16 protein-coding genes are annotated in these 21720 nt (G+C 56.8%); 7 read left to right on the forward strand and 9 right to left on the reverse strand.

The genetic code is table 11. From position 1 onward, the window contains the following. Complete coding sequence (locus tag ACJO5Y_RS01690; RefSeq protein ID WP_406984597.1) at positions 1-918, reverse strand: LysR family transcriptional regulator; 918 nt, start codon at positions 916-918, stop codon at positions 1-3. Between the two features lie 140 nt (positions 919-1058). On the opposite strand from ACJO5Y_RS01690, the gene ACJO5Y_RS01695 reads away from it, so the two are divergent. From ACJO5Y_RS01695 to ACJO5Y_RS01705, 3 genes are all read left to right on the forward strand, one after another. Continuing rightward, complete coding sequence (locus ACJO5Y_RS01695; protein ID WP_406984599.1) at positions 1059-2117, forward strand: SDR family oxidoreductase; 1059 nt, start codon at positions 1059-1061, stop codon at positions 2115-2117. A 401-nt stretch (positions 2118-2518) separates the two neighbouring features. Beyond that, on the forward strand, positions 2519-2944 hold the full coding sequence (locus ACJO5Y_RS01700; protein WP_406984601.1) for an NUDIX hydrolase: 426 nt from the start codon (positions 2519-2521) through the stop codon (positions 2942-2944). Between the two features lie 1107 nt (positions 2945-4051). Continuing rightward, complete coding sequence (locus tag ACJO5Y_RS01705) at positions 4052-4381, forward strand: hypothetical protein (protein ID WP_406984603.1); 330 nt, start codon at positions 4052-4054, stop codon at positions 4379-4381. Positions 4382-4445: 64 nt separating this feature from the next. Here the strand turns inward: ACJO5Y_RS01705 and ACJO5Y_RS01710 are convergent, their stop codons facing one another. Genes ACJO5Y_RS01710 through ACJO5Y_RS01730 form a run of 5 tightly spaced genes read right to left on the reverse strand, consistent with a single transcriptional unit; the run spans position 4446 to position 11786 of the window. Next, on the reverse strand, positions 4446-6026 hold the full coding sequence (locus tag ACJO5Y_RS01710; RefSeq protein ID WP_406984605.1) for an aldehyde dehydrogenase family protein: 1581 nt from the start codon (positions 6024-6026) through the stop codon (positions 4446-4448). After that, entirely contained in the window at positions 6023-7642 is a 1620-nt protein-coding gene (choxAB, locus tag ACJO5Y_RS01715) for a cholesterol oxidase (protein WP_406984606.1), read from the reverse strand. The genes ACJO5Y_RS01710 and choxAB overlap by 4 nt, the downstream gene beginning before the upstream one ends. After that, positions 7639-8610 carry an alpha/beta hydrolase gene (locus ACJO5Y_RS01720; protein WP_406984607.1) on the reverse strand — a complete coding sequence of 324 codons (972 nt, stop codon included), beginning with the start codon at positions 8608-8610 and terminating at the stop codon, positions 7639-7641. The genes choxAB and ACJO5Y_RS01720 overlap by 4 nt, the downstream gene beginning before the upstream one ends. 9 nt (positions 8611-8619) lie before the next feature. Next, positions 8620-10245 (reverse strand): 3-(methylthio)propionyl-CoA ligase, encoded by a 1626-nt coding sequence (locus tag ACJO5Y_RS01725; RefSeq protein ID WP_406984608.1) that lies wholly within the window; start codon positions 10243-10245, stop codon positions 8620-8622. 38 nt (positions 10246-10283) lie between these two features. Further along, complete coding sequence (locus ACJO5Y_RS01730; RefSeq protein WP_406984609.1) at positions 10284-11786, reverse strand: flavin-containing monooxygenase; 1503 nt, start codon at positions 11784-11786, stop codon at positions 10284-10286. Positions 11787-11910: 124 nt separating this feature from the next. Here ACJO5Y_RS01730 and ACJO5Y_RS01735 point away from each other — a divergent pair, with 124 nt between their 5' ends. From ACJO5Y_RS01735 to ACJO5Y_RS01750, 4 genes are all read left to right on the forward strand, one after another. Then, a complete protein-coding gene (locus ACJO5Y_RS01735) occupies positions 11911-12972 on the forward strand; it encodes an AraC family transcriptional regulator (protein WP_406984611.1) in 1062 nt (353 codons plus the stop codon). Between the two features lie 191 nt (positions 12973-13163). Continuing rightward, a complete protein-coding gene (locus tag ACJO5Y_RS01740) occupies positions 13164-14525 on the forward strand; it encodes an NAD(P)/FAD-dependent oxidoreductase (RefSeq protein ID WP_406984613.1) in 1362 nt (453 codons plus the stop codon). Between the two features lie 13 nt (positions 14526-14538). Continuing rightward, positions 14539-15627: an efflux RND transporter periplasmic adaptor subunit gene (locus ACJO5Y_RS01745; RefSeq protein WP_406984615.1), complete on the forward strand. Its 1089-nt coding sequence runs from the start codon at positions 14539-14541 to the stop codon at positions 15625-15627. 4 nt (positions 15628-15631) lie between these two features. Next, the gene (locus ACJO5Y_RS01750) at positions 15632-18685 is read left to right on the forward strand and encodes an efflux RND transporter permease subunit (RefSeq protein WP_406984617.1); all 3054 of its coding nucleotides are present in this window, start codon (positions 15632-15634) and stop codon (positions 18683-18685) included. A gap of 19 nt (positions 18686-18704) precedes the next feature. Here the strand turns inward: ACJO5Y_RS01750 and ACJO5Y_RS01755 are convergent, their stop codons facing one another. The 3 genes from ACJO5Y_RS01755 to ACJO5Y_RS01765 are packed head-to-tail and all read right to left on the reverse strand — an operon-like array spanning position 18705 to position 21644. After that, the gene (locus ACJO5Y_RS01755; protein ID WP_406984618.1) at positions 18705-19442 is read right to left on the reverse strand and encodes a hypothetical protein; all 738 of its coding nucleotides are present in this window, start codon (positions 19440-19442) and stop codon (positions 18705-18707) included. A 19-nt stretch (positions 19443-19461) separates the two neighbouring features. Continuing rightward, the gene (locus ACJO5Y_RS01760) at positions 19462-20136 is read right to left on the reverse strand and encodes a c-type cytochrome (RefSeq protein ID WP_406984620.1); all 675 of its coding nucleotides are present in this window, start codon (positions 20134-20136) and stop codon (positions 19462-19464) included. Further along, positions 20136-21644, reverse strand: a complete 1509-nt coding sequence (locus ACJO5Y_RS01765; protein WP_406984621.1) for a flavin monoamine oxidase family protein — start codon at positions 21642-21644, stop codon at positions 20136-20138. The genes ACJO5Y_RS01760 and ACJO5Y_RS01765 overlap by 1 nt, the downstream gene beginning before the upstream one ends. Positions 21645-21720: the final 76 nt, after the last annotated feature.

Genomic DNA, 21720 nt, shown 5'->3' on the forward strand with positions numbered 1-21720 from the left:
CTAACGATCCCAGGGCGGTACATGACCTACTGATTCGAACAGGTAGTCGAGAAAAGCGCGGACCTTGTGGGAGCGAAGGCGTCGTTCGGTGGTCAGCACGTGGATATCACGGCGCCCCGGGTTGACCTCACAGCGCCAGGAGTCGAGCAAAGGAACCAGCGCGCCGGATTTGAGTTCGTCGGCAATCAGCCATGTCGGGAACATGACCAACCCCTGACCCAGCAGTGCGGCCTGCAACAGGCTGATGGCGTCGTCGCTGTATAGATTGCCGGTGACCTCGAAAGGCGTGGCTTTAGGTTGATCCGGTGCCTGAAAATACCAGCGTTGGCGGCCCATCTCGCCCTGATAAAGCAGGCAGTTATGGTAGGCGAGTGACTCCGGCGATTCGGGCTCGCCATGTGCCTCAAGATAGCTCGGTGCAGCGGCGATAACATAGTTCATCGGCGCCAGGCGACGGGCCACCAGCGACGAATCCGAGAGCTCACCCACGCGGAAGGTGACATCGTGCCCCTCGCGAACCGGATCGACCACCCGGTCATTAAGCTGAAGTTCCGCCTTGAGCAGTGGATACCGGCGCTGAAAGTGATGCAGCAGTGGCACGATCTGGCGCTGACCAAAAGCCACGGGCGCATTGATGCGCAGCGTACCGCTGAGCTCAACGGCTGGATGTGCCAGCTCCTCCGTAGCGACGTCAAGCCGCTCCAGAATGTCACGCACTTCTTCGTAGTAGCGCACCCCCGCCTCCGTCAGCGTCACTGCACGGGTATGCCGATAGAGCAGCGGCTGGCCCACGGCCTCCTCCAATCCACGAATCTGCCTGGAAATCGAAGAAACTGCGCGGTGGAAATGGCGGGCGGCGGCCGTGAAACTGCCCGTCGCGGCGACCCGTTCAAAAACACGCAGGGCATTGAGATCCATCTGATTGAAATCCTTTAAGTTGCATTGGACGCAATAAAGATTTGCCAGTTTTTCGATTGTAGCAACGAATGATCGCCAACAGAATGGTCGCATCGGTTACCCGCCTTGGGGCCGGACACTATTCAAAAGGGAGACAACACATGCGTAAAGGTATCGCACTGGTCGCCGGCGCCACCGGCATTACCGGTGGCAATCTCGCGTCCCATCTGGTTTCCAGCGGTTGGACAGTTTACGGGCTTTCACGCCACGCGACCGAACAGAACGGCGTGATTCCAGTGGCAGCCGATCTGCTCGACGAGTCCGCTACCCGGGAGGCGCTGGCCGGCCTGCCGATCACTCATGTCTTTTACTGTACCTGGATCCGGCGCGAAAACGAGAAGGCCAATATCGAGGCCAACAGTGCCATGATGCGCAACCTGTTTGCCGCGCTCGGCGATGCCGATCTGCAGCACGCCTCGCTGGTGACGGGTACCAAACAGTATCTCGGGTCGTTTGAAGCCTATGGCAGTGGGCGCACCGAGACGCCGTTCCGCGAATCCGAGCCACGCGTCCCCGGCGATAACTTCTACTACGCGCTGGAGGATGTACTGCTTGAAACCGCCGAGCGACAGGGCTTCGCATGGAATGTGCATCGCCCGCACACGGTGGTCGGTTATGCCCGTGGTAATGCAATGAACATGGGCACCACGCTGGCCGTCTACGCCTCGATCTGCAAGGCGACGGGTAAGCCGTTCGTATTCCCGGGTTCGCAGATTCAGTGGAACGCGCTGACCGACATGACGGATGCGCTGGTTCTGGCCCGGCAGATGGAGTGGGCCGCAACCACGCCGGGCGCGGCGAACCAGGCATTCAATACGGTCAACGGTGACGTTTTTCGTTGGCGCCGCATGTGGCGCGAGATCGGTGAGTACTTCGGTCTGGAAGTAGCGAACTGTCCCGAGACGCCGCAGCCGCTGGAAACGCAGATGGCCGGGGTCCATGCAACCTGGCGCGACATTGCCGAGAAGCATGATCTGGTCGAGCCGGACGTTGCCAGGCTCGCTTCCTGGTGGCACACCGATGCCGACCTGGGCCGCGATCAGGAATGTGTTAACGACACCACAAAGTCACGGGATTTCGGCTTCGACCATTTCCGCGAGACACGAGGTGCGTTCCTGGATCTGTTTGACCGCCTGCGGGCCGAGAAGATCATTCCCTGATGTGGGATGCGGGGAGGGGCAAAGAATCAGCGCAGGCAGGGAAGCCTGGCGTGGGTGACGCTGGCTATTCTCCCCGTTAAATCAATGTCCCAGTACATCCTTTTCGTTTTTCTTTGCGTTTTTCTCCTTCTTCTTTTCTTTGGCGGTTAAAAGCGGTTTCTTTTTAGTATCTTTTTTTCTGTCCTGGCTTTTACTCATGCGTTCTGTCCACCTCTGATTGTGGGTGATCCGGCATTGACGCTCTGTCAAATGCCCATATCTTCAATATCCAGTATGAACCCAATCTCGTGTAACTGATAGGATTTGGAGGGTGGCTGTGTTACTAAATTCGTCGTCCAGATCGGGGCCTGAGGGGGGCTTGGGCAACACCGGTTATGTTAGAAGGGAGCAAGTCAGTAGTCATGCGTAAAACACCATTACCCACCCCGGCGATATTGGCTGTCGTCGCTCGCCAAGGCAGACTGCTGCTCGTCCGGCGCGCCAATCCTCCTGATGCAACGTATTGGGGATTTCCTGGGGGACATATTGAATCAGGCGAAACTCTCTTGAGTGCCGCAGTTCGCGAGCTGCGAGAAGAAACGGGGGTGATAGCGAAAGCAGGGCATGTCCTTACTGCAGTTGATGCCCTTAACTTTGACGATGAGGGGCTAAGGCATCACTTTGTTCTGGTTGCAGTGATCTGTCATTGGCTGGAGGGTGAGGGGAATGCGGCAGATGATGCGCTAGAAACGGGGTGGTTTAGTCCTGATGCCATCGCTACTTTAGGACCGATGGTAAGCTCCGATGTGGAAGCCGTAGCGAGGTTAGCACTAGAGGAAAGTGCATAGACTACTTGGTGCCTGGGCGGCGTGGATTTCCTTCTCTAGCCAAAACTGCTTTGAGCTTGTTGCGCAATACTGCCTTTGATGTGTACGCATATGACCACATCGTGGTAATCACGCCCGTCGCACTCAAGGACAAGTCTGACACGGGTAGCTACTAAGTTATTTGAGCTCGTTAGAAGACGATACGGCGGAATACAAGGAAATAATCCTGATTAATCCCCGCCCCAATCAGTTGGTTACACTGACCGTAGATGAGATGCTTCAGCTCGTGGCGTCAGGTCGATCTAAAATAGAAATTACCCAAATGTTTTCATCACTTGTCAGTGAACACGTGATGCGGCTGGCTAACGAGTAGCGGGCCAAGAAATTATTAGCCCAAGTTCGTTTAACCTATATTGTTGAATCCGGCCGCAGGTAACGCCAGGCTTTCTATAAGCTTGAATGAACGCTGACCAGACGTAACCGGGCGAAGCTTCGCTATATCTTTGATCTGGAGTAGCGCGATCTCTGGACTCGCAATATGAGCTTGAAACTGACCTGAACCAGCACCGTGTTCTTTTCCGGGTAGCGATGCTCTTGGGGCACGCTCAATAGGTGGGCGAACTGTTCGGGGATGAGCACGTTGGACGACCACACAAAGTACTAAACCTCTGGAACCGTATATCAGAGCCTTACGTGCCAAATTCCACGCAAAATGCTAAACAAACTTAAAGTGAATTCTAGGAAAATCGTCCGATTCCGTATTCCATAGAAAGTGCTAAATCCGTCGTCCATACCCACCATCTCATAGCATTCACACCAGTCACTCCGGTAGTTCAAAAATAAACATAACATCTGTTGTGTAAAACAATGGAGCTTGTTATGCTTGTTCTCAAGCCAAAGGGAAATGCAGGGAAGACGCTCTGATGATTTCCCTGGAATTCACTTTGGCTTTGCCTACTGGCAATTGACGACTTCACGCAGCAAAACGGATTGTTGTTGTGCCCCCTTACGGGCAGGGATGCTCTTTTTTTCGAGGTCTTGGTAGTAACAAGCGAAATGGAATCAAGCGCTTTCAAGCAGGTAAGGAGTATGAATTGAGGTAGTTAGTGAATAGGTAAGGTGAAGAAAATGGTGACCCGGAATAACCCCTCATTTCTAGTAGAAGAAAACCTTCAATTCGCAGGCACCGGCGGCATCAGTGCCAATAACGTTCAGGCTCGCTTTTGTCCCGCCTTTCAGGATGTCAGTACCGGGCAGGTAGTAATCTCCCGATTTCGTGACGGTCGACCTGCTCCATTTCACCTTATCGATGGCTTACCCGATGACTGGTTTACCGGGAAGGACGTGGCAGGAAAGGTGTCGAAGCTCAAAGATTCCGTTGTTTCCGGTTTTGTCCGGTTTGGGCTGTTTTACACCAGACAGCAGGCCGCAGAGTTCATGGAACGGTTCGCATCCTGAACCTTCCTATGGTCGAGGGGGTCACCACATAGCATGTTGATCCCCTCGACCGTTTGGTAACTGGCTAGAAATACATCTTCCGTATCATTGTTGGCAAGACCCGAATGGCAGACCGCAGAAAATCCAGTACTGTTCGTGGTGCGACCAGATACAAAGCACTGCGGATGGCGGCATAGCTGGCCTTGTCTTGCGGATACCACCACAGGTTACGCCTGGCGCGTAGCCAGTCCCAGTTCACCACTTTCAACTTACTCATTTCCTTCAGGCCTTCGGGGCCATGGGTACGACCGATGCCGGAGTCGCCCGGGCCGCCCCAGGGCACGTCGGACATGGCGTGTGTGTATAGATGGTCGTTGATTGCCACGACACCGCCATTGATACGGTTGGCCAACTTCTTCCCATAACGGGTATCCCGAGTCCAGATTGATGCGGTCAGTGCCATGGGGGAGTCATTGGCGAGCTCAACGGCTTCATCTTCGGTACGGAAGGGCATGACGGGAAGGATTGGACCAAACGTTTCTTCCCGCATCAGTGTCATTCCGTGATCAATACCAGTCACCAGCGTTGCCGCATGGAAATGGCCGGGGCCGTGCACCGGTCCCTCGGATTGAGCGACGATGGTGGCGCCGGCCTCCAGGGCTTCGGCCAGTTGTTTCTCGACCGTAAGGCGTTGGTTGGCCGTGGTCATTGAGCCGATATCAACGTCGCACTCATCGTTGGGCACTCCGTGTCGGAGAGCCCTGGTCCGATCAGCCAGCAGTGTGACAAATCGATCATAGACCGATTCGTGTACATATATGCGCTCGACGCCGCCACAGGACTGACCGGCATTCTGGTAGCCTGCCCAGGCCGCACCGTTGGCTGCGCGCTCCAGGTCGGCGTCTTCCAGAACGATCATGGGATCTTTGCCGCCGAGTTCGAGTGACACCGGCGTCAGGGTCTGTGCCGCCTGAGCCATGATCTGTTTGCCAGTAGGTACGGAGCCGGTGAAAAACAGCTTGTCGATGCCGTGCTCGAACATCGCGGTCGAGACCTGTCCGCCCGAGCCAATAATATGGCTGAACAGACCGCTCGGCAGTTCGCCTGCGGCGATGATGTCTTCTATGGCTTTGCCCACCAACGGGGTCGCTGCGGCGACCTTGAGGACAATGGCGTTGCCGGCCATCAGCCCCATCAGGATTTCTCCAAAGGGAATAGAAAGAGGGTAGTTCCAGGGGCTTATGATACCCACAACCCCCAATGGCTCATGGCGAACCTCTGAACGTTTTCCCATCCAGATCAGGCTTGATGGGCCGCGACGTTCCGGTGCGAGTACCTTCGCCGCGTGTTTACCGTACCAGTCGCATGCCAGTTGGCAGGGCAACACCTCGGTAATGAGGGCGTCCATACGGGTTTTTCCGTTACTGTCACTGACAAGGCGAGCCAGTTCCTCGGCATGGTCACGGATGTAATTCCGCATCTTGACCAGATGAGTGCGACGTTGGGCAAAGCTCTGTTTGGCCCAGACCTTCTGGGCTTGTCTGGCCCGCTGGAAGATTGAGGCGTATTGATCTTCCGGGGTGTGGAGCGCCTCTCCGAGAACATCGCCAGTGGCTGGATTGATCGCAGTGACGGTTTTCGCGTTGGGGGTGACAAATTGATTCATGTGGTCGCTTCCTTCATTGCCTCATCCCGGGGAGGGATAAAACTCATTGCGCGTTCAGCCAGTGCGGTAATGGTCAGGCTGGGGTTTACCCCCAGGTTGGCGCCAAGCATGGCGCCATCGACCACGTAGAGATTCTGGTAATTGAACACCCGGTTTTGTGCGTCGATAACGCCTCGCTCCGGTGTGTCGGCCATCGCACAGCCACCCATGCAGTGGGCCGTAAAGGGCACGTTGAAGAACACTTCCGTTGCCGTTGTGAACGGTATGCCGTTGAAGTGGGCCGCCATCTTCTTTGTGAACTCATTGGCCTGGGGAATATTGGTCGGTATCTTCTTCCCCTCACTGCAAAGCATCCTGGAGAAAGGCCAATACCAACGGCGCTTGAAGCGCATGTTCAGGGACGCGTCGAGCGTCTGCATCACCAGGAAGATCAACGACTGGCGAGCCCAGTTGGACGGGCTGACAGCGCGGGCAAAGGTCAGCGGATGGCGTAGCATGGCCCAGAACCAACGAAGGATTCGCAAGGGGCCTTTGCCGTCAACCATCAGTGTCATCAGCGTGCTCATCATGTTGTGGCCGTTACCGTAGCGGGTGGCTTCAATATGGGTGTGCTCGTCAATGTGAATGCCAGAGCCAATGGCCACGCCTTCACTGATGTTGATGTCCTTGCCCGGAAAGCGGATGCCCACAATCGATTCGGCGTTGGTGCGCACCCGGTTGCCCAGATCATCGGAAATGTTGGGCAGGGAGCCGGTCTGCTTGAGTTTGAACAGCAGTTCCTGGGTGCCCAGGGAGGATGCCGAGAAAACAACGCTCTTTACACGGAAGGTTTGACGTTGCTTGCGAACCCAGGCGGTAGAACGTTCGGTGGTGACTTCGTAACCGGCGGAGCCGTCCGCTTTACCGTCGAGCGGGCGGACATCGACCACACGGGTTTCGGCATAGACTTTTGCGCCATTCTTTTCGGCAAAGTACAGGTAGTTTTTATCCAACGTGTTTTTCGCGTTGTACTTGCAGCCGGTCATGCAGCTGCCGCAGCCGGTACAGGTTCCACGGTCCGGGCCCTCACCGCCGAAATAGGGGTCGGGGTAGGTTTTGCCGCCTTCTTCACCCTCCGGTGGAAAGAAGGCTGCGACGCGCGTCGGTTTGTAGGTGTGGCCGACGCCCTGGAGTTCCGCCATCTCCTTTAATAGGTGGTCTGCTGTGCCAAAGATCCGGTTTTCAGTGACACCGAGCATACGTTCGGCTTCCGCATAGTGAGCGGGCATGTCCTTCTTCCAGTCAGACAGCCCGGCCCAGGAGCCTTCGTCCCAGACGGAATCCGGTGGTACCAGAAGGGTATTGGCGTAGGTGATCGAGCCGCCGCCAACGGCGTTGCCGCAAATGATCGCAACGTGGCGGAAAGGACGCAGGTTGAAGAATCCACGCAGGCCAATCCTGGGGCGCCAGTAATAGCGACTCACCTGGGTATTGGACTCGGGAAAGTCCTCGGCGCGCCAGCGTTTGCCCATTTCCATCACGGCGACTGAATAACCTTTCTGGGTCAGGCGATGGGCTGACACGCTTCCACCGAAGCCAGAGCCGATGATCAAGTAGTCGAAATCGTAGTTGGTCATGATTGATTCCACTCCGCGTTCTCTGCGATAAACCTGCAGATTCGTTGTGCAGCGACTTTCGCTTGTGGCAACGCATCGATCGTTTGGAAAACATGGGGCAGCGATTCCCAGATATCGAGTTGCACGGGTATGCCCTGTTCGTTGGCCTTCGTTGCCGCCCTGACAGAATCGTCCAGCAGCATTTCGGTACTGCCGACCTGGAAAAGCATCGGGGGAAGGCCGCTGAAATCACCGAGCAATGGGGACACACGGGGATCTGAGTGCAACTCGGCGGGGGCATAGTGATTGCGGATGCCAATGGCAAACCCGGACGTAAATATTGGGTCTCGCCTGGCATTGGTCAGCGCACTTCTTCCGCTCAACGTAAAATCCAGAAAGGGCGACAGGAGTACGGCACAGACAGGCAGCGCGAGCTGTTCGGCCTTGAGGCGCAACAAGGTGCTCAAAACCAGGTTGCCGCCGGCGGAGTCGCCGGCGATAACAATGTCATTGGGTTCAAAGCCCTGTTCCAGTAACCACTTGTAGGCTGACAGACAGTCATCGCTGGCTGCCGGAAAAGGGTGCTCAGGCGATAAGCGGTAATCCACCATGAGGGCCTTCGCCTGAAGCGATTGGCACCAGGGTGCCACCATGGCCGCATGAACATCCGGAGTGGCGGCGACGAACGCGCCCCCGTGGATGTAGAGCAGAACTTGGTTATCGCGATGGTTGTCGGGCACCAGCCATTCGCCCGATACACCATTACAATCGGCCTGCAAGCGTTTAATGCCGGGCAGTTGACTCGGCGCCTGCCGGTCCAGTTTTGCAACCTGCTTCCGTACCGAGCCAACGTCTACTTCCAGCCCGTGTCGCCACTTTACCGTGGTGCGAAGGAGCAGGTTGAGAAGCGAGTACTTCCAGTGCCCCTTCGCGGGTTTGAAGTAGTGCGTAAAGCCCGCCGTGTCGGCTGAATCATGGCTGTTGTACATGGTGTACCCTCACTTTGGGGCAGGCCAGCGGTAGTCGCTGATCTGCTTGCGCAGCGTGACTTTGCTGACCTTGCCGGTAGCGGTGTGAGGTATCTCATCCACAAAAACCACATCATCCGGAATGCAGAACTTCGCGACTTTGCCCTGGTAATGGGCAAGGATCTCTTCCCGGCTAACGTCCTGGCCGGCCTTCCTGACCACCACGAGCAGCGGCCGCTCGTCCCACTTATCATGGGTCAGCCCTAAAGCAGCTGCTTCGGACACCGCAGAATGGCTCATGGCAATGTTTTCCAATTCGATGGAGCTAATCCACTCGCCGCCGGATTTGATCACGTCTTTTGAGCGATCGGTAATCTGCAGGTAGCCATCCATGTCCAGGTTGGCCACGTCGCCGGTGGGGAACCAGCCGTCGACGAGTGGACTGTCGTCCTTATTGTAGTACTGGTCGATGACCCAGTAGCCACGGACAAGCAGGTCTCCGGACGTTTGCCCGTCACGGGGAAGTTCGTTGCCATTGTCGTCAACAATCTTGAGGTCAATTCCGAATGGCGGGCGCCCCTGCTTGATATCAAGCTTAAAGCGCTCTTCATCGTTCAACCCACGGTGCTTGGACTTGGGGGTGTTGACGGTGCCCAGCGGCGACAGCTCGGTCATTCCCCAGGCATGCTGGATGGTGATGCCATATTCATCTTTGAAATTCCGCATCAGCGCGGGCGGGCAGGCGGCTCCGCCGACAATCATTCGCTCCACGGTGGACAGTTTCGAGCCTGAATTCCGCAGATGCTGAAGAACACCCAGCCAGACGGTTGGAACACCGGCAGAGAAGGTCACGCCTTCATTCTCAAACAGTTGGTAGAGGCTTTCGCCATCCATACCATCGCCCGGGAAGACCAACTTCGCGCCCACCAGCGGTGCGGTATAGGGAAGGCCCCAGGCATTCACATGGAACATGGGGACAACGGGCAGGACCACATCCTGGCCTGAGAGGTTCATGGCATCGGGGAGGGCGCTCGACAATGCATGAAGCAGGGTTGATCGATGGGAGTACAGAACGCCTTTGGGATTGCCGGTGGTTCCTGAGGTGTAACACAGTGATGAAGCTGAGTTCTCATCGAGCCGGGGCCAGGTAAACTCCTCGGATTCGCTGGCTATCAGATCCTCGTAACAAACCAGGTTCTGGACGCGTATATCCGGCATGTGGTCCCGGTCGGTCATGGCAATCCAGTACTTTACGCTCGGGCATTGCGGCGCTATGGATTCAACCAGGGTTGAGAAGCTGGTATCGAAGCACAGAATCTGATCTTCAGCGTCGCTCACAATCCAGCTTACCTGCTCGGGAAAAAGTCGGGGGTTTACCGTGTGGGTAATGGCGCCAATACCTGAAATGGCGTAATAAAGCTCAAAATGTCGGAAGTTGTTCCAGGCCAGCGTGGCAATGCGACTTCCGGTGTCAACACCAAGCGTCAGTAGCGCGTTGGCCGCCTTTTTGGAACGTTTATGAGCCTCTGCATAGGTATAGCGATGAATGGGGCCTTCGACAGTTTGGGAAACAATCTCGATGTCACCATGATATCGCTCTGCATGTTCCAGAATGGAAGACACGATCAGAGGCTGATTCATCATTTTGCCTTGCATACGTAACTCTCTTGTTGTTGGACGGTTGTGTTGTGGGGTCAGGCCGCGGCTCGCCTGCTTTTCTCAGGACTCGCTTTGCGGTCTTTAGCGGACTTAAAGATCAGTCGCCTGTCCTCTATGGCATCTTTAAGCAACATTTTCCTGTCATACCTGTAATTCATCAGGATTTGCCAGGGGTAATGTTTACCCTGCCTGGGGAGGCGATGTTTTCCACGTTGCACATAACCCGCACTCAGCGAGTCCAGGATGCCTTCGTCAAGTCTGCTCTGGTCGATATCCTGGGGAATGACAACATCCAGTTTCTGGCTATTCATAAACTTGAAAAGCCTGCAAAGGTAGTCTGCTGCAATGTCCAGCTTGAGTGTCCATGAGGAGTTGGTGTAGCCGAATATCCAGGCCAGGTTAGGCATCTTTTCAACCAGGACCCCCTTATAGGCCATCTTGTCGCCCAGGACCTCGGCCTTCCCGTCAACAGACAGCTTCATACCGCCAAACATCTGAAGGTTGAGCCCGGTTGCCGCGATGATGATGTCGGCTTCAAGTTCTTTGCCTGATTTCAGCAGGATGCCCTTGCTGGTGAAGTGATCGATGTGATCCGTTTCAATGGACGCTGTTCCTGCTCTCAAGGCCTTGAACAGGTCCGCATCAGGCACCGCACACAGGCGCTCGTCCCAGGGCATGTAATCCGGCGAGAAATGTTTCATGTCGACGTTGGGGCCAACATGTTTGCGGACATGGGAAAGAAGAACGCGACGCATCAGCGTGGGCCAGCGACGGCATGAAACGTACATAACGCGCTGCATCAAGATGTTTCTTTTACGGGCCAGGCTGAATGCCCAGCGAGAAGGCATGACCCGCTGAAGTGCGGCAGTGATCTTGTCTACAGACGGAATTGAATAGACGTAGGAAGGGGACCGCTGGAGCATGGTGATATGCCCGGCCTTCTCAGCCATCGAAGGCACTAACGTGACCGCTGTCGCGCCACTGCCAATCACGACCACTTTCTTACCGCTGTAATCCAGGTCTTCGGGCCAGTGCTGGGGATGGATGATTTGCCCCTCGAAGTCGGTTTCCCCGGGGAATTCGGGGCGAAAGCCGTCATCGTGGTTGTAATAACCGGTGCAACTGATAAGAAAATCGCAACTGTATTCCTGAGTCTCGCCACTGGGTTCATGCAAGGCGGTGATATGCCAGCGTTGATCTTCGCTGGACCAGTCTGCGTGGGTGGTCTTCAGGCCGTACCGAACCTTGTCCTTCACGCCATATTGATCGGCGGTCTTTTCGATGTAGTCGCGAATCGAGCGTCCGCCTGCCAGAATCTTGAGTCCGTTCCAGGGGCGAAAGTTGTACCCAAAGGTCAACATATCCGAATCTGATCGAATACCCGGATAGCGGAACAGGTCCCAGGTACCGCCTATGCGCTCACGGCGCTCCAGGATAGCCAGGCTTTTGTCCGGGCAATCCTCTGCCAGATGACAAGCTGTTCCAATTCCGGACAGTCCTGCACCAATTATTATTACGTTGTAATGCTGCTTACTCATGTGCGCTCCACGTTCATCGAGAACCGGTGATTAGAGAGGCTGGATACTGAGTAATTTATGTGTATTGGCGACTAATTTATTGTCAATATCGGACACATGTTTAACAATACCGGACACGACTACGGTGGAATTTATTGAGGGTGTGATGGGCAGCCTGATTCAAGCGACCAATTTGTGGGGGTACGATGAGCTGGTGAAGAAGCTGGGTGGGGATCCGAACCGGTATCTGGCTCGTTTTCACATTCCGCCAGCCCCGGAAAGACCGGACGATTCCTTTGTTCTTTACCGGAGTGGCGTTCTGTTGCTCGAAGCCACGGCGGCGCAATTGAAATGTCCGGATTTCGGGCTGCGGCTTGCGCAATGGCAAGGCCTGGAGATGTTGGGGCCGGTCGCCGTCATCGCGCGAAACTCAGGCTCCGTTATCGAAGCGTTTGAGGCGATTGCCAGCTACCTGTACATCCACTGTCCTGCGCTGTTGCTTCGCCTGCAGCCTTCCGGAACTGGAGACTGGGTTCAATTCGATTACCGGATTACGGAGTTGTCGCCGCCACAGTTACGCCAGTCCTATGAACTGAGTCTTGCCAATGCGATGCAAATCCTTCGAATGCTTGCAGGGGAAAGCGCCAGGCCGGAGCTGGTGTCCTTCCTTCATGGTCAGGTGGGATCGGACGAAAGCTACGCGAAATCGTTTGGCTGCGAAGTAAGGTTCGATCAGGACTGGTGTGGATGGCGGATTTCGGCAAAGCTGGCACGCCAGCCCATCGATCATGCCGACTCCCAGGCCTTGTACTATGCAACCAGATACCTCGAGTCGCACTATGCGCCCGGTAGCACTGCACTCTCGGCACGGGTGACTGAGTTAATAGGTCGGCTTCTGCCCACCGGGCTTTGCAGCGCCGACACTATTGCTGCCGAACTGGCCATTCATCCCCGAACCCTGCAGCGCCACCTGGCCGAAGAAGGGTATCGATATGAAGAGCTGCTGGATCGGGAGCGGCGGCAGCAGGCTATTCGTTACCTGGGCGAGCCAGGTCTGCATATGGTCCAGATAGCCGGGCTTCTGGGCTACACCGAACAAAGCACCCTGAGCCGATCCTGCCGGCGCTGGTTTGGAACAACCCCAAAGAAATACAGAGAGCAGCTGCAGGCCTCTCTCCCATCCGGCGCGAATGGTCATACGCCCTGATGTAGTTTCGGGTACTCCCTTTCTCAAATAAACATAACGTTCGTTGTGTTAATGTGGCGGCCTTGCTACGATTATCCAAATCGTAATTGGTCACTCGGATTGCCCGTGAGGCCGCCAACATCATTAATGGCCGGTTAACTGCCAGCCTGACACAAACCGAGGCGATTGCCTGATTCCTGCTTGAGGCTGCTATGGCTAGTGATCTGGATAAAAACGTCAACATTGCCCTAAATAAATTCCGTCCTCATGGCGGTTGGCTGGAGAAGCCGACGGATCTTCAGCCGCCGCTTGAAGATGAAATCAACGCCGACGTGGTTATTGTCGGTGCCGGCTACGCCGGCCTCTCCACCGCCCTGGAACTGGCCGAGGCGGGCGCCAATGTGGTCGTTCTGGAGCGCGACTTCGCCGGCTTCGGTGCGAGTGGGCGTAACGCAGGATATCTTGCTGGCAGCATGGGGATCGAGTTCGAATTCTTTCTCAAACGAGTCGGTCGGGAGAAAGCCAGGGAGATTGTCCGTTTCTACGATGAAGGCGTTGCCTATGTGGAAGGTCGACTCGACAAGCTGGGAATACACTGTGACTACAACGCCTCCGGCATCATTCGCGCGGCAGTTCACGCCTCCCAGGAGAAAAGACTGCGAAAGAGCATGGAGCTTGGCCTGGAACTGGGTTCGCAGACAGAATTCCTGGATCAAACGGAGATGCGGGCTCGCGGAATACCGCCGGCGTTTCTGTTTGGCTGCTACCAGAAACACGGCGGCACACTGGACCCCGGCAAGTATGTGCTGGGCCTCAGGCGCACGGCGTTGCAGGCCGGTGTAAAACTCTACGAACAGACTCCGCTGGTTTCCTACACTGAGGGACCGGTAGTCACTTGCGACACCGAACGGGGTCGGGTACGCGCACCTTACCTGGTGTTAGCGACCAATGCCTATACCCCTCAGCTCGGTCTGCTGGGGAACAAGGTGGCGCCATTGCGGGTTTCGGCGATCGAAACCGAACAGCTGACCGCCTCGCAACTTGAGTCCTTAGGATGGCAGGGACGAGAGGGCATTGTGACACCGCACCTGACCATGGAAAGTCATCGCCTGACCGCCCGCAATACGCTGGTTATTACGACCAAGCGGCTGAACTATGTGTATGGCTCAAAAACGCCAAACGTCCCGGACAAAGCCGCTTATCGCGAACTCGCAGTAGCACTGAATGATCGCTTCCCAACCCTGAAAGGGCTTGGTATCCAGGCCTGCTGGAGCGGCTATGTCAGCCTTGCCTACGACGCCTTGCCGGTGGTGGGCGAGACCGGCGCCAACCAGAACATTCTCTACACCGCCGGGTGCTCCGGGCATGGCGTTGCTACCCAATCTCTTATGGGAAAGCTACTTAGTGAGCGAATTGGTGGTTCCGAGCATCCGCTGCTTTCGGCACTGCGGCATAAGTCACCTACAACGCTGCCTGAGCCGCTGCAGTGGTGCGCCCTCAAATTCGCTCTGGGTGCTGCAAACCGAATTGACGGCTACATTAACCGTAACGCGCGTAGAAAAAAGCTTGGGTAATACGAGAGGCCGCATGAAACGTACTCACAACCGCTTCAGGGTATTTTGGCTTTGGTTACCGCTCGCACTTGTGGTCAGTGCGTGTGGCGAGCAGGAGCAAAAAACGCCGGAACCTGTCTCTCGGCCGGTCAAGCTTTTCACCGTGGGTGAAACGGCCAGCCCCCGGACGTTGAGGTTTCCCGGTAGTGTTTCTGCAGTCCAACAATCGGAAATGGCATTTGAAGTCTCCGGGCGCATCATTGAAATGCCAGTCACCGAAGGTGATCGGGTAGAGGCCGGTACGGTACTGGCCAGGCTCGATCCGCGGGATTACGAATCCGAACGTGATCGGGCCCGCGCCGAGCGCAATGCCGCCCGGGCCGACTTCAATCGTTATGACAAAGCCTACCAGGCAGATGCGGTAACGGCGCAGCAGCTGGATATGGCCAGGCGCGCCCTGGAGGTGGCAGAGGCGGGGCTCCAGAGGGCCAATAAAGCTGTTGAAGACACAGTTATGCAGGCTCCGTTCAGTGGGCGTGTTGCCCGCAAGCTGGTGGAGGACTTTGCCAATGTGCAGGCCAAGCAACCGGTGATGATCCTGCAAAGTGACAACGCCCTGGAAATGAAGGTCAATATCCCTGAAGCCGACTGGGTGGGCCATAAGCCCGTCACATCTGCTGCGGAGATCGAACAGGACGCCGACATCAGGGTTGTGCTCAGTTCACTTCCGGACAGGGCTATTCCGGCGCGAATTACGGCCTTTTCCACCTCTGCCGACCCGATCACCCGTACCTTCGAAGTTACGGTTGGTTTCGAGCCGCCGAAAGACCTCTCGGTGAGTCCCGGGATGACCGGCCATGTCGCCTATACCCCTGCGCCGGAAGCGGCGCCGGCTGGCCTGTCGATTCCTGCCCAGGCCGTTGTCGCAGCCCCTGATAAATCCCCCTATGTCTGGCTGTTCGATTCAGCAGCCGGCACGGTGACAAAGCGCGCTGTTGAGGTGGGCGAACTGACAGGTGACAGCATCCAGGTGATCTCCGGGCTTGAGACTGGCGATCGCATTGCGGTGTCGGGTGTGCATACGATGTCCGAGGGTTTTCCTGTACACGCATTGGAGGATTGAGATCATGGATATTGCCTCCATCGCCATCCGCAAGCGGGTTGTTACCCTGGTGCTCACGGTCGTGATGCTCGGTGCGGGCCTGTTGACCTACAGCGGGATGAGCCGCCTTGAAGACCCGGAATTCACGATCAAGGACGCCCTGGTCATAACACCATACAGCGGTGCGTCAGCAACGGAAGTGGAACAGGAAGTCAGTGAACGGCTGGAAAAAGTCGTGCAGCAACTCGGGGAACTGGAGCGCGTCAAGTCAAAGTCCGAGCGGGGGCTGTCGACGCTGACGGTGACCATCAAGGAGAGCTACGATAAGGAAACCTTACCCCAAGTCTGGAACAAGCTGCGGCAGAAAATAAACGATGTCCAGCGGGACTTGCCACCGGGCGCCGGCCCATCCATCGTTCTCGATGACTATGGCGATGTCTACAGCGTGTTCATGGTCGTTACCGGTGATGGCTACAGTTATGCCGAACTCAAGGAGTACGTGGATTCACTGCAGCGAGAACTCCTGCTGGTGCAGGACGTTGGCAAGATTTCCACCTTCGGTGAACGGCAGGAGGCCATCTTCGTCGAGTTCAACCGGGACCGCATGTCTCAGTTGGGCATTTCACCGACCGCAATCATCGAGGAGCTGCGCCAGAAGGGGATAGCGGCAGATGCCGGCCGCGCGCGTGTCGGGTCGGAATTCGTCACCCTGACCCCATCCGGCGGTCTCGACTCGGTATCGGATTTCGAGTCATTGCTGATCCACGGCGGCGAGGGCCGGCAACTGTATCTGCGTGATATTGCCAACGTTCGACGCGGCTACGTTGAGCCCCAGGATGCCAAGATACGATTTGACGGTCGACCCGGTATTGGCCTGGGTATTTCCACCGTCTCGGGTGGCAACGTCGTGACGATGGGTGAAGCCGTGCAGGCCCGACTGGCGGAGCTGGAAGGCCAGCGCCCGGTGGGCATGGAGCTGGGTGTTGTTTCCCTGCAATCGGAAGCGGTGACCGAGGCGATCTCCGGGTTTGTCACCAGCCTGTTGCAGGCGGTTGCCATTGTGATTGTAGTGTTGCTGCTCTTCATGGGCTTGCGCAGCGGCCTGTTGATCGGCTTTGTGCTGGTATTGACGATTGCCGGATCCTTTCTGTTTCTCGATCCGATGGGGGTGGCGTTGGAACGTATCTCCCTCGGTGCCCTGATTATTGCGCTCGGCATGCTGGTGGATAACGCCATTGTGGTGGTCGATGGCGTGCTCATTCGTATGCAGAAGGGGAAAACCGCCGAGCAGGCGGCCTCGGAGGTGGTCAGGCAGTCTGCCTGGCCGCTGTTGGCGGCCACTCTGATCGCGATACTGGCGTTTGCTGCAATCGGCACCTCGAACGACGCTACCGGGGAATATTGCCGTTCGCTGTTCCAGGTGGTGATGGTGTCGCTTCTGTTGAGTTGGCTAACCGCGGTTACGGTGACGCCCCTGCTGTGCGTTATGTTCCTGAAGCCCCCCAAAGACAACCAGTCGAATTCTGACCCCTATGGCGGCGGATTTTACCGGCGCTACAGGGATTTCCTGCGTACCTGTATCCGCCACCGTTATTTGAGTTCGGCAACGGTGGTCGGCGTGTTTGCCGTCGCGGTGTGGGGATTCTCCTTTGTTGAGCAGAGTTTTTTCCCGAGTTCGACGCGTCCCCAGTTCATGGTGGATTACTGGCTGCCTCAGGGGGCGCACATCGATGCGACGAGCGTTGATGCGAAGCAGGTCGAACAGATGCTGCTGGAAACGGAGGGCGTCACACATGTGACCACGACGGTTGGGGAGGGGGCGCCACGATTCCTGCTGACCTACCAGCCGCAGCAGCCAAACAGCGCCTACGCGCAGTTCCTGGTCAATGTGGACGATTACCGGATTATTGACGAGCTGATACCGGAAATCGAAACCGAGCTTGCCGACCGATTTCCGGATGCGCTCGTCTACGCCAATCCATTCGAGCTGGGCACGGGAACCATTGGCAAGGTCCAGGCACGGCTGAGTGGCCCCGACGCGAACGAATTGCGGAGGCTGGCCGGTGAAGTGGAAGAGATCTATCGGAGAGATGCTGACACCAAGGGCGTTCGCACCGATTGGCGGCAACGGGTAAAACTAGTACGAGCCAACCTTGCCCAGGAACAGGCTAACCTGAACGGCATCACCCGAGCGATGGTGGCGGAGGCGATGCAGGAAGGTTTTCAGGGCGTGAATGCCGGTGTTTACCGGGAAGGGGACTTGCTTCTTCCCATCATCGTCCGCGCCGACCAGGTCGCACGTAACGATATCGACAGCCTGTCAAACCTCCAGATCTGGAGCCCGGCCGCGCAGAAGATGATTCCATTGCGTCAGGTCGTGCGATCGTTCGAAACTGTCTTCGAGGATGAAATGATTCACCGCCGCGATCGCAAGCGCACCATCACCGTGTTCGCTGATCCCAGCGAGGGTAGTGCAAGCGAGCTCTTTGCCAGACTGCGCCCCCAGGTTGAGGCCCTGTCTCTTCCTCCTGGCTACACGCTGGAATGGGGCGGTGAGTACGAAGATTCCCGCAAAGCTGAAGCGGGCCTTGCGGCAACGATCCCTGTGTTCATCTTCGCAATGATTCTGATCACCATCCTGATGTTTAACTCATTGCGCCAGACGCTCGTCATCTGGCTGTGTGTACCCCTGGCGGTGGTTGGGGTTACGGCGGGTCTCTTGATCACAGGGCAGCCCTTCGGTTTCATGGCCCTGCTGGGGTTCCTCAGCCTGATGGGTATGCTGATCAAGAATGCCATTGTGCTTGTTGAAGAGATTAACCTGGAAAGCGGCGAAGGTAAGCCATTGAATGCGGCCATTGTGGATTCCGGAGTCAGTCGCCTGCGGCCGGTGGCCATGGCTGCACTCACCACGGCGTTGGGCATGATTCCGTTGGTGTTCGATGCCTTCTTCGTCTCTATGGCGATCACCATCATTGGCGGGCTGTTGTTTGCCACAGTCCTGACCATGGTAGTGCTGCCAGTGCTTTACGCCTTGATCTACCGGGCGGAGGCTGAGGACTCCTCCGCCGGCACCTGAATGTTCTGAGGGAACGGGGTTAGCGGCTTGAGAGGCTAATCCCCGAAGCTCCCATCCTGAGTTCCGGACGACGCAGCAACTTCAGGCCGAACAGGATCATCCACAACGGGAATAGCAACACGACAATAATCAGCATTCCGTTGGTGAGATTGCCAAGAGCCGGGAAAAAGCCGAACACGAAGAACAGTCCGAAACACCAGCCGACGATCTTCAGCGGAACGAGGACGGACGCCCCCCAACCAGCTTGTTTCAGCTGTCTGCCTACGATAATTCCCCAGAACAACACGACCGGACCTTCACACCACCACAGCCCCCTCTGACTGAAGTAGGCGACGGTTGCCCAAATCGACTCCGCAACCGCTTTGCCTGCTTCGTCAGCACCGTCGTGCAAAGTTCCCAAGGTGTGCAGTGCGGTTTGCAGGATGGCAGCACCGCTCACGCCCACGACGACATACAGGAGAATGGCAAGCGCCGCCATATCACCGAAGGCTCCCGCTTCATCCCGAAAGCGGTGCCAAAGATAGCCGCCGATGACCAAAACCGGAAAATAGAAACCCAGCAGGTCGACAAACATGGACAAGCGGAAGAGTTCGCGCATTTCCGGCGGTAAGCCCAGCATCCTCGCGCCATCCAGGGTCAACGTGAAGTCGCCTTGGGTGACGATTCCCGCCAGGACAACGTTCAGGTAGGCGAAGATCCCACCGGCTATGGCGACCCAGGCTGTAAAGCGCTCCATTTTTTCTTGATTGGCATTCATATTTTTCTCCATCAGTGGTTTATTGGGTATTGCGACTTGTTGGGGACAGGTTCGACAGATAGTGGGCCGTGGCAAGAATGTCTTCCTCCGACAATGCGGCCGCCATGCCATTCATCACCTGGGTAGGATCCTTGCGGGTGCCGCGCTTAAACGCTGTCAGCTGATCGACCAGATAGATTTCACCCTGGCCCGCCAAGCGCGGGCCGCTTGAAGAGCCATTGAGCTGATCGCCATGACAGGTTGTGCACCCGCTGTTGTCCACGATGTTCTGTCCCCGTTCCCCCAGGAAGGCATTGGCGCCGGGGGACTCGACAGTGACCGGTGCCTGACGCTCGAAGTACGCCGCCAGCATCTCGATCTGGTTGTCGGTCAGGCTCCTGGCCAGTGGTTGCATCTGGGGACTGTGTCGGCGACCGTTCGCATAGGCATTCAGCTGGTTCTCGATGTACGAAGCCGATAGCCCCGCCAGGGACGGGTACATAGCGTTTCCGGATTGCCCGTTCTGGCCATGGCACAGGGCGCAGGTATCCTGTAGTTGCGGCCATTCGCCGCCATTGGATTCGTATTCGGTGGTTTGCTGGTCGACTACCTTTAAAAAGTGGTACCCCGCCCACAGCTCCGGACCCACCACCGCGCCCAGGGCCACGCCGCCGGCTACGGCCAGGGTGGCGGCAATCTTGATGACTCGCTTCATCAGGTGTTCCTCCCGACTTGTGTGAGTGCCTGTAAAGCCTGGAACGCAGCCCGGTGACCGGAGCGGACCGCCCCGTCCATGGCACCTGGCCAGATGTCGGCCGTTTCCGTGCCGGACCAGATCAACCGACCGGTCGATGGACGCAAGAACCTGCCCCATTGGGTCCAGAAGCCTGGTGGAATCGGATGGATGCAGGTAAGGCTCCAGGAGTCGACCTTGCCCCAATCATGGTCGTGGAACTGGGTTGGGTGCCGGGCCTCCTCGCCCAGGGCCCGGGCATAGATATCCGTCAGCACGCTTTCCGCCTGTTTGGCGTCATGGGTTAGTTGCCCCGGTTTGATAAAGGCGTTGATGACACCGACGGACCCATCGGGCGGAGAGTTGTCATAGGACCAGATCACCGGCCCGTCGAGCTGAGCGATTTGACCATTCAGGCCCTTGTCTCGCCAGAACGGGCGAGGATAGACGTGGACGGTTTTTCGCATCGGCGCATGGGCCGGCCAATTTGCCTGTAGTTGTGCACGGCCCGAGGGGAGGGCGGGACTGTAGGTGAACTGGTTGCAAAGGGCCGGGTTGAGTGCAGTGATGACCTGACGGGCCCGGATAACGCCCTGAGCGGTATGCACCTCCACAATATCCTGGTCCCAGCCGATGATTTTCCGCACCGGGCAGGACAGTTTGAGTTTGTCACCCAGGTCTTCCGCCATTCTGGTGCAGAGAACCTGTGATCCCCCGACAAACCGCGTCTCTTGGGCGCCATCCTTGATCCCTTCGAGCTGCTCTATGCTGCAGTCGGAAGTGTTGATGATCGAGAGAAAGTGCAGGAGGCTGAGGCTGGCGGGTGAAGAGCCGAAAGTGAGGGTGGTGGACATGTTGAATCCGATCTTGTCTTCTTTGCTCACGCCTTGTTGTTGCAACCACTCTCCAACCGTCATGCTGTCCAGCTTGGTGGCATTTGGAGCGGTCCAGGGCGCGTCACCCGGTACCGAGCGCGCCATGTTGTTCAGCTTACTGGCGATGTGGTGGCTGACGCTGGCACCGCCGTTGCTAGACTCCTCTGCGTATCGGCCATCACCTGCCAGATAGACGGTTTTGCCCTGGTAGTACTGGTCGAAGGTGTCCACTTCCAGCTGGCGAGCCAGGTCCGCAATGGCTGTCTGTCCGGGACCGATCCACTGGCCACCGGCTTCAGAAACAATTCCGTTTCCCAATTCATGGTTGTAGGTACGGCCGCCCACCCGGTCCCGGGCTTCCAGAACCACAAAGGATTCGCAGCCGGCTCGCTGTAGATCCCTTGCCGATGTCAGGCCGGCCAGGCCTGCTCCGATGATTGCCACGTCCACTACATCCGTTTCGGCCGTTCTCAAAAGGTCCTCACCCAAGCGGGCAGTCGTTGCCGTTGCTCTTCCTGCCAGAGCAAGCCCGCCCGCGAGGGCGCCTCCACCCAAGGCCCGGACCAGAAAGCGCCGACGGGCTCTATGCGGCTGTTTATCGTTATCTGATTTCATAATCCACCCTTGTCGCGTTATCCATCCAAATTATAATTACGGATGTTATGTTAATATACATAACAATCGTTATTGA

This window comes from Marinobacter alkalisoli (assembly GCF_045449855.1).
GTDB lineage: Bacteria > Pseudomonadota > Gammaproteobacteria > Pseudomonadales > Oleiphilaceae > Marinobacter.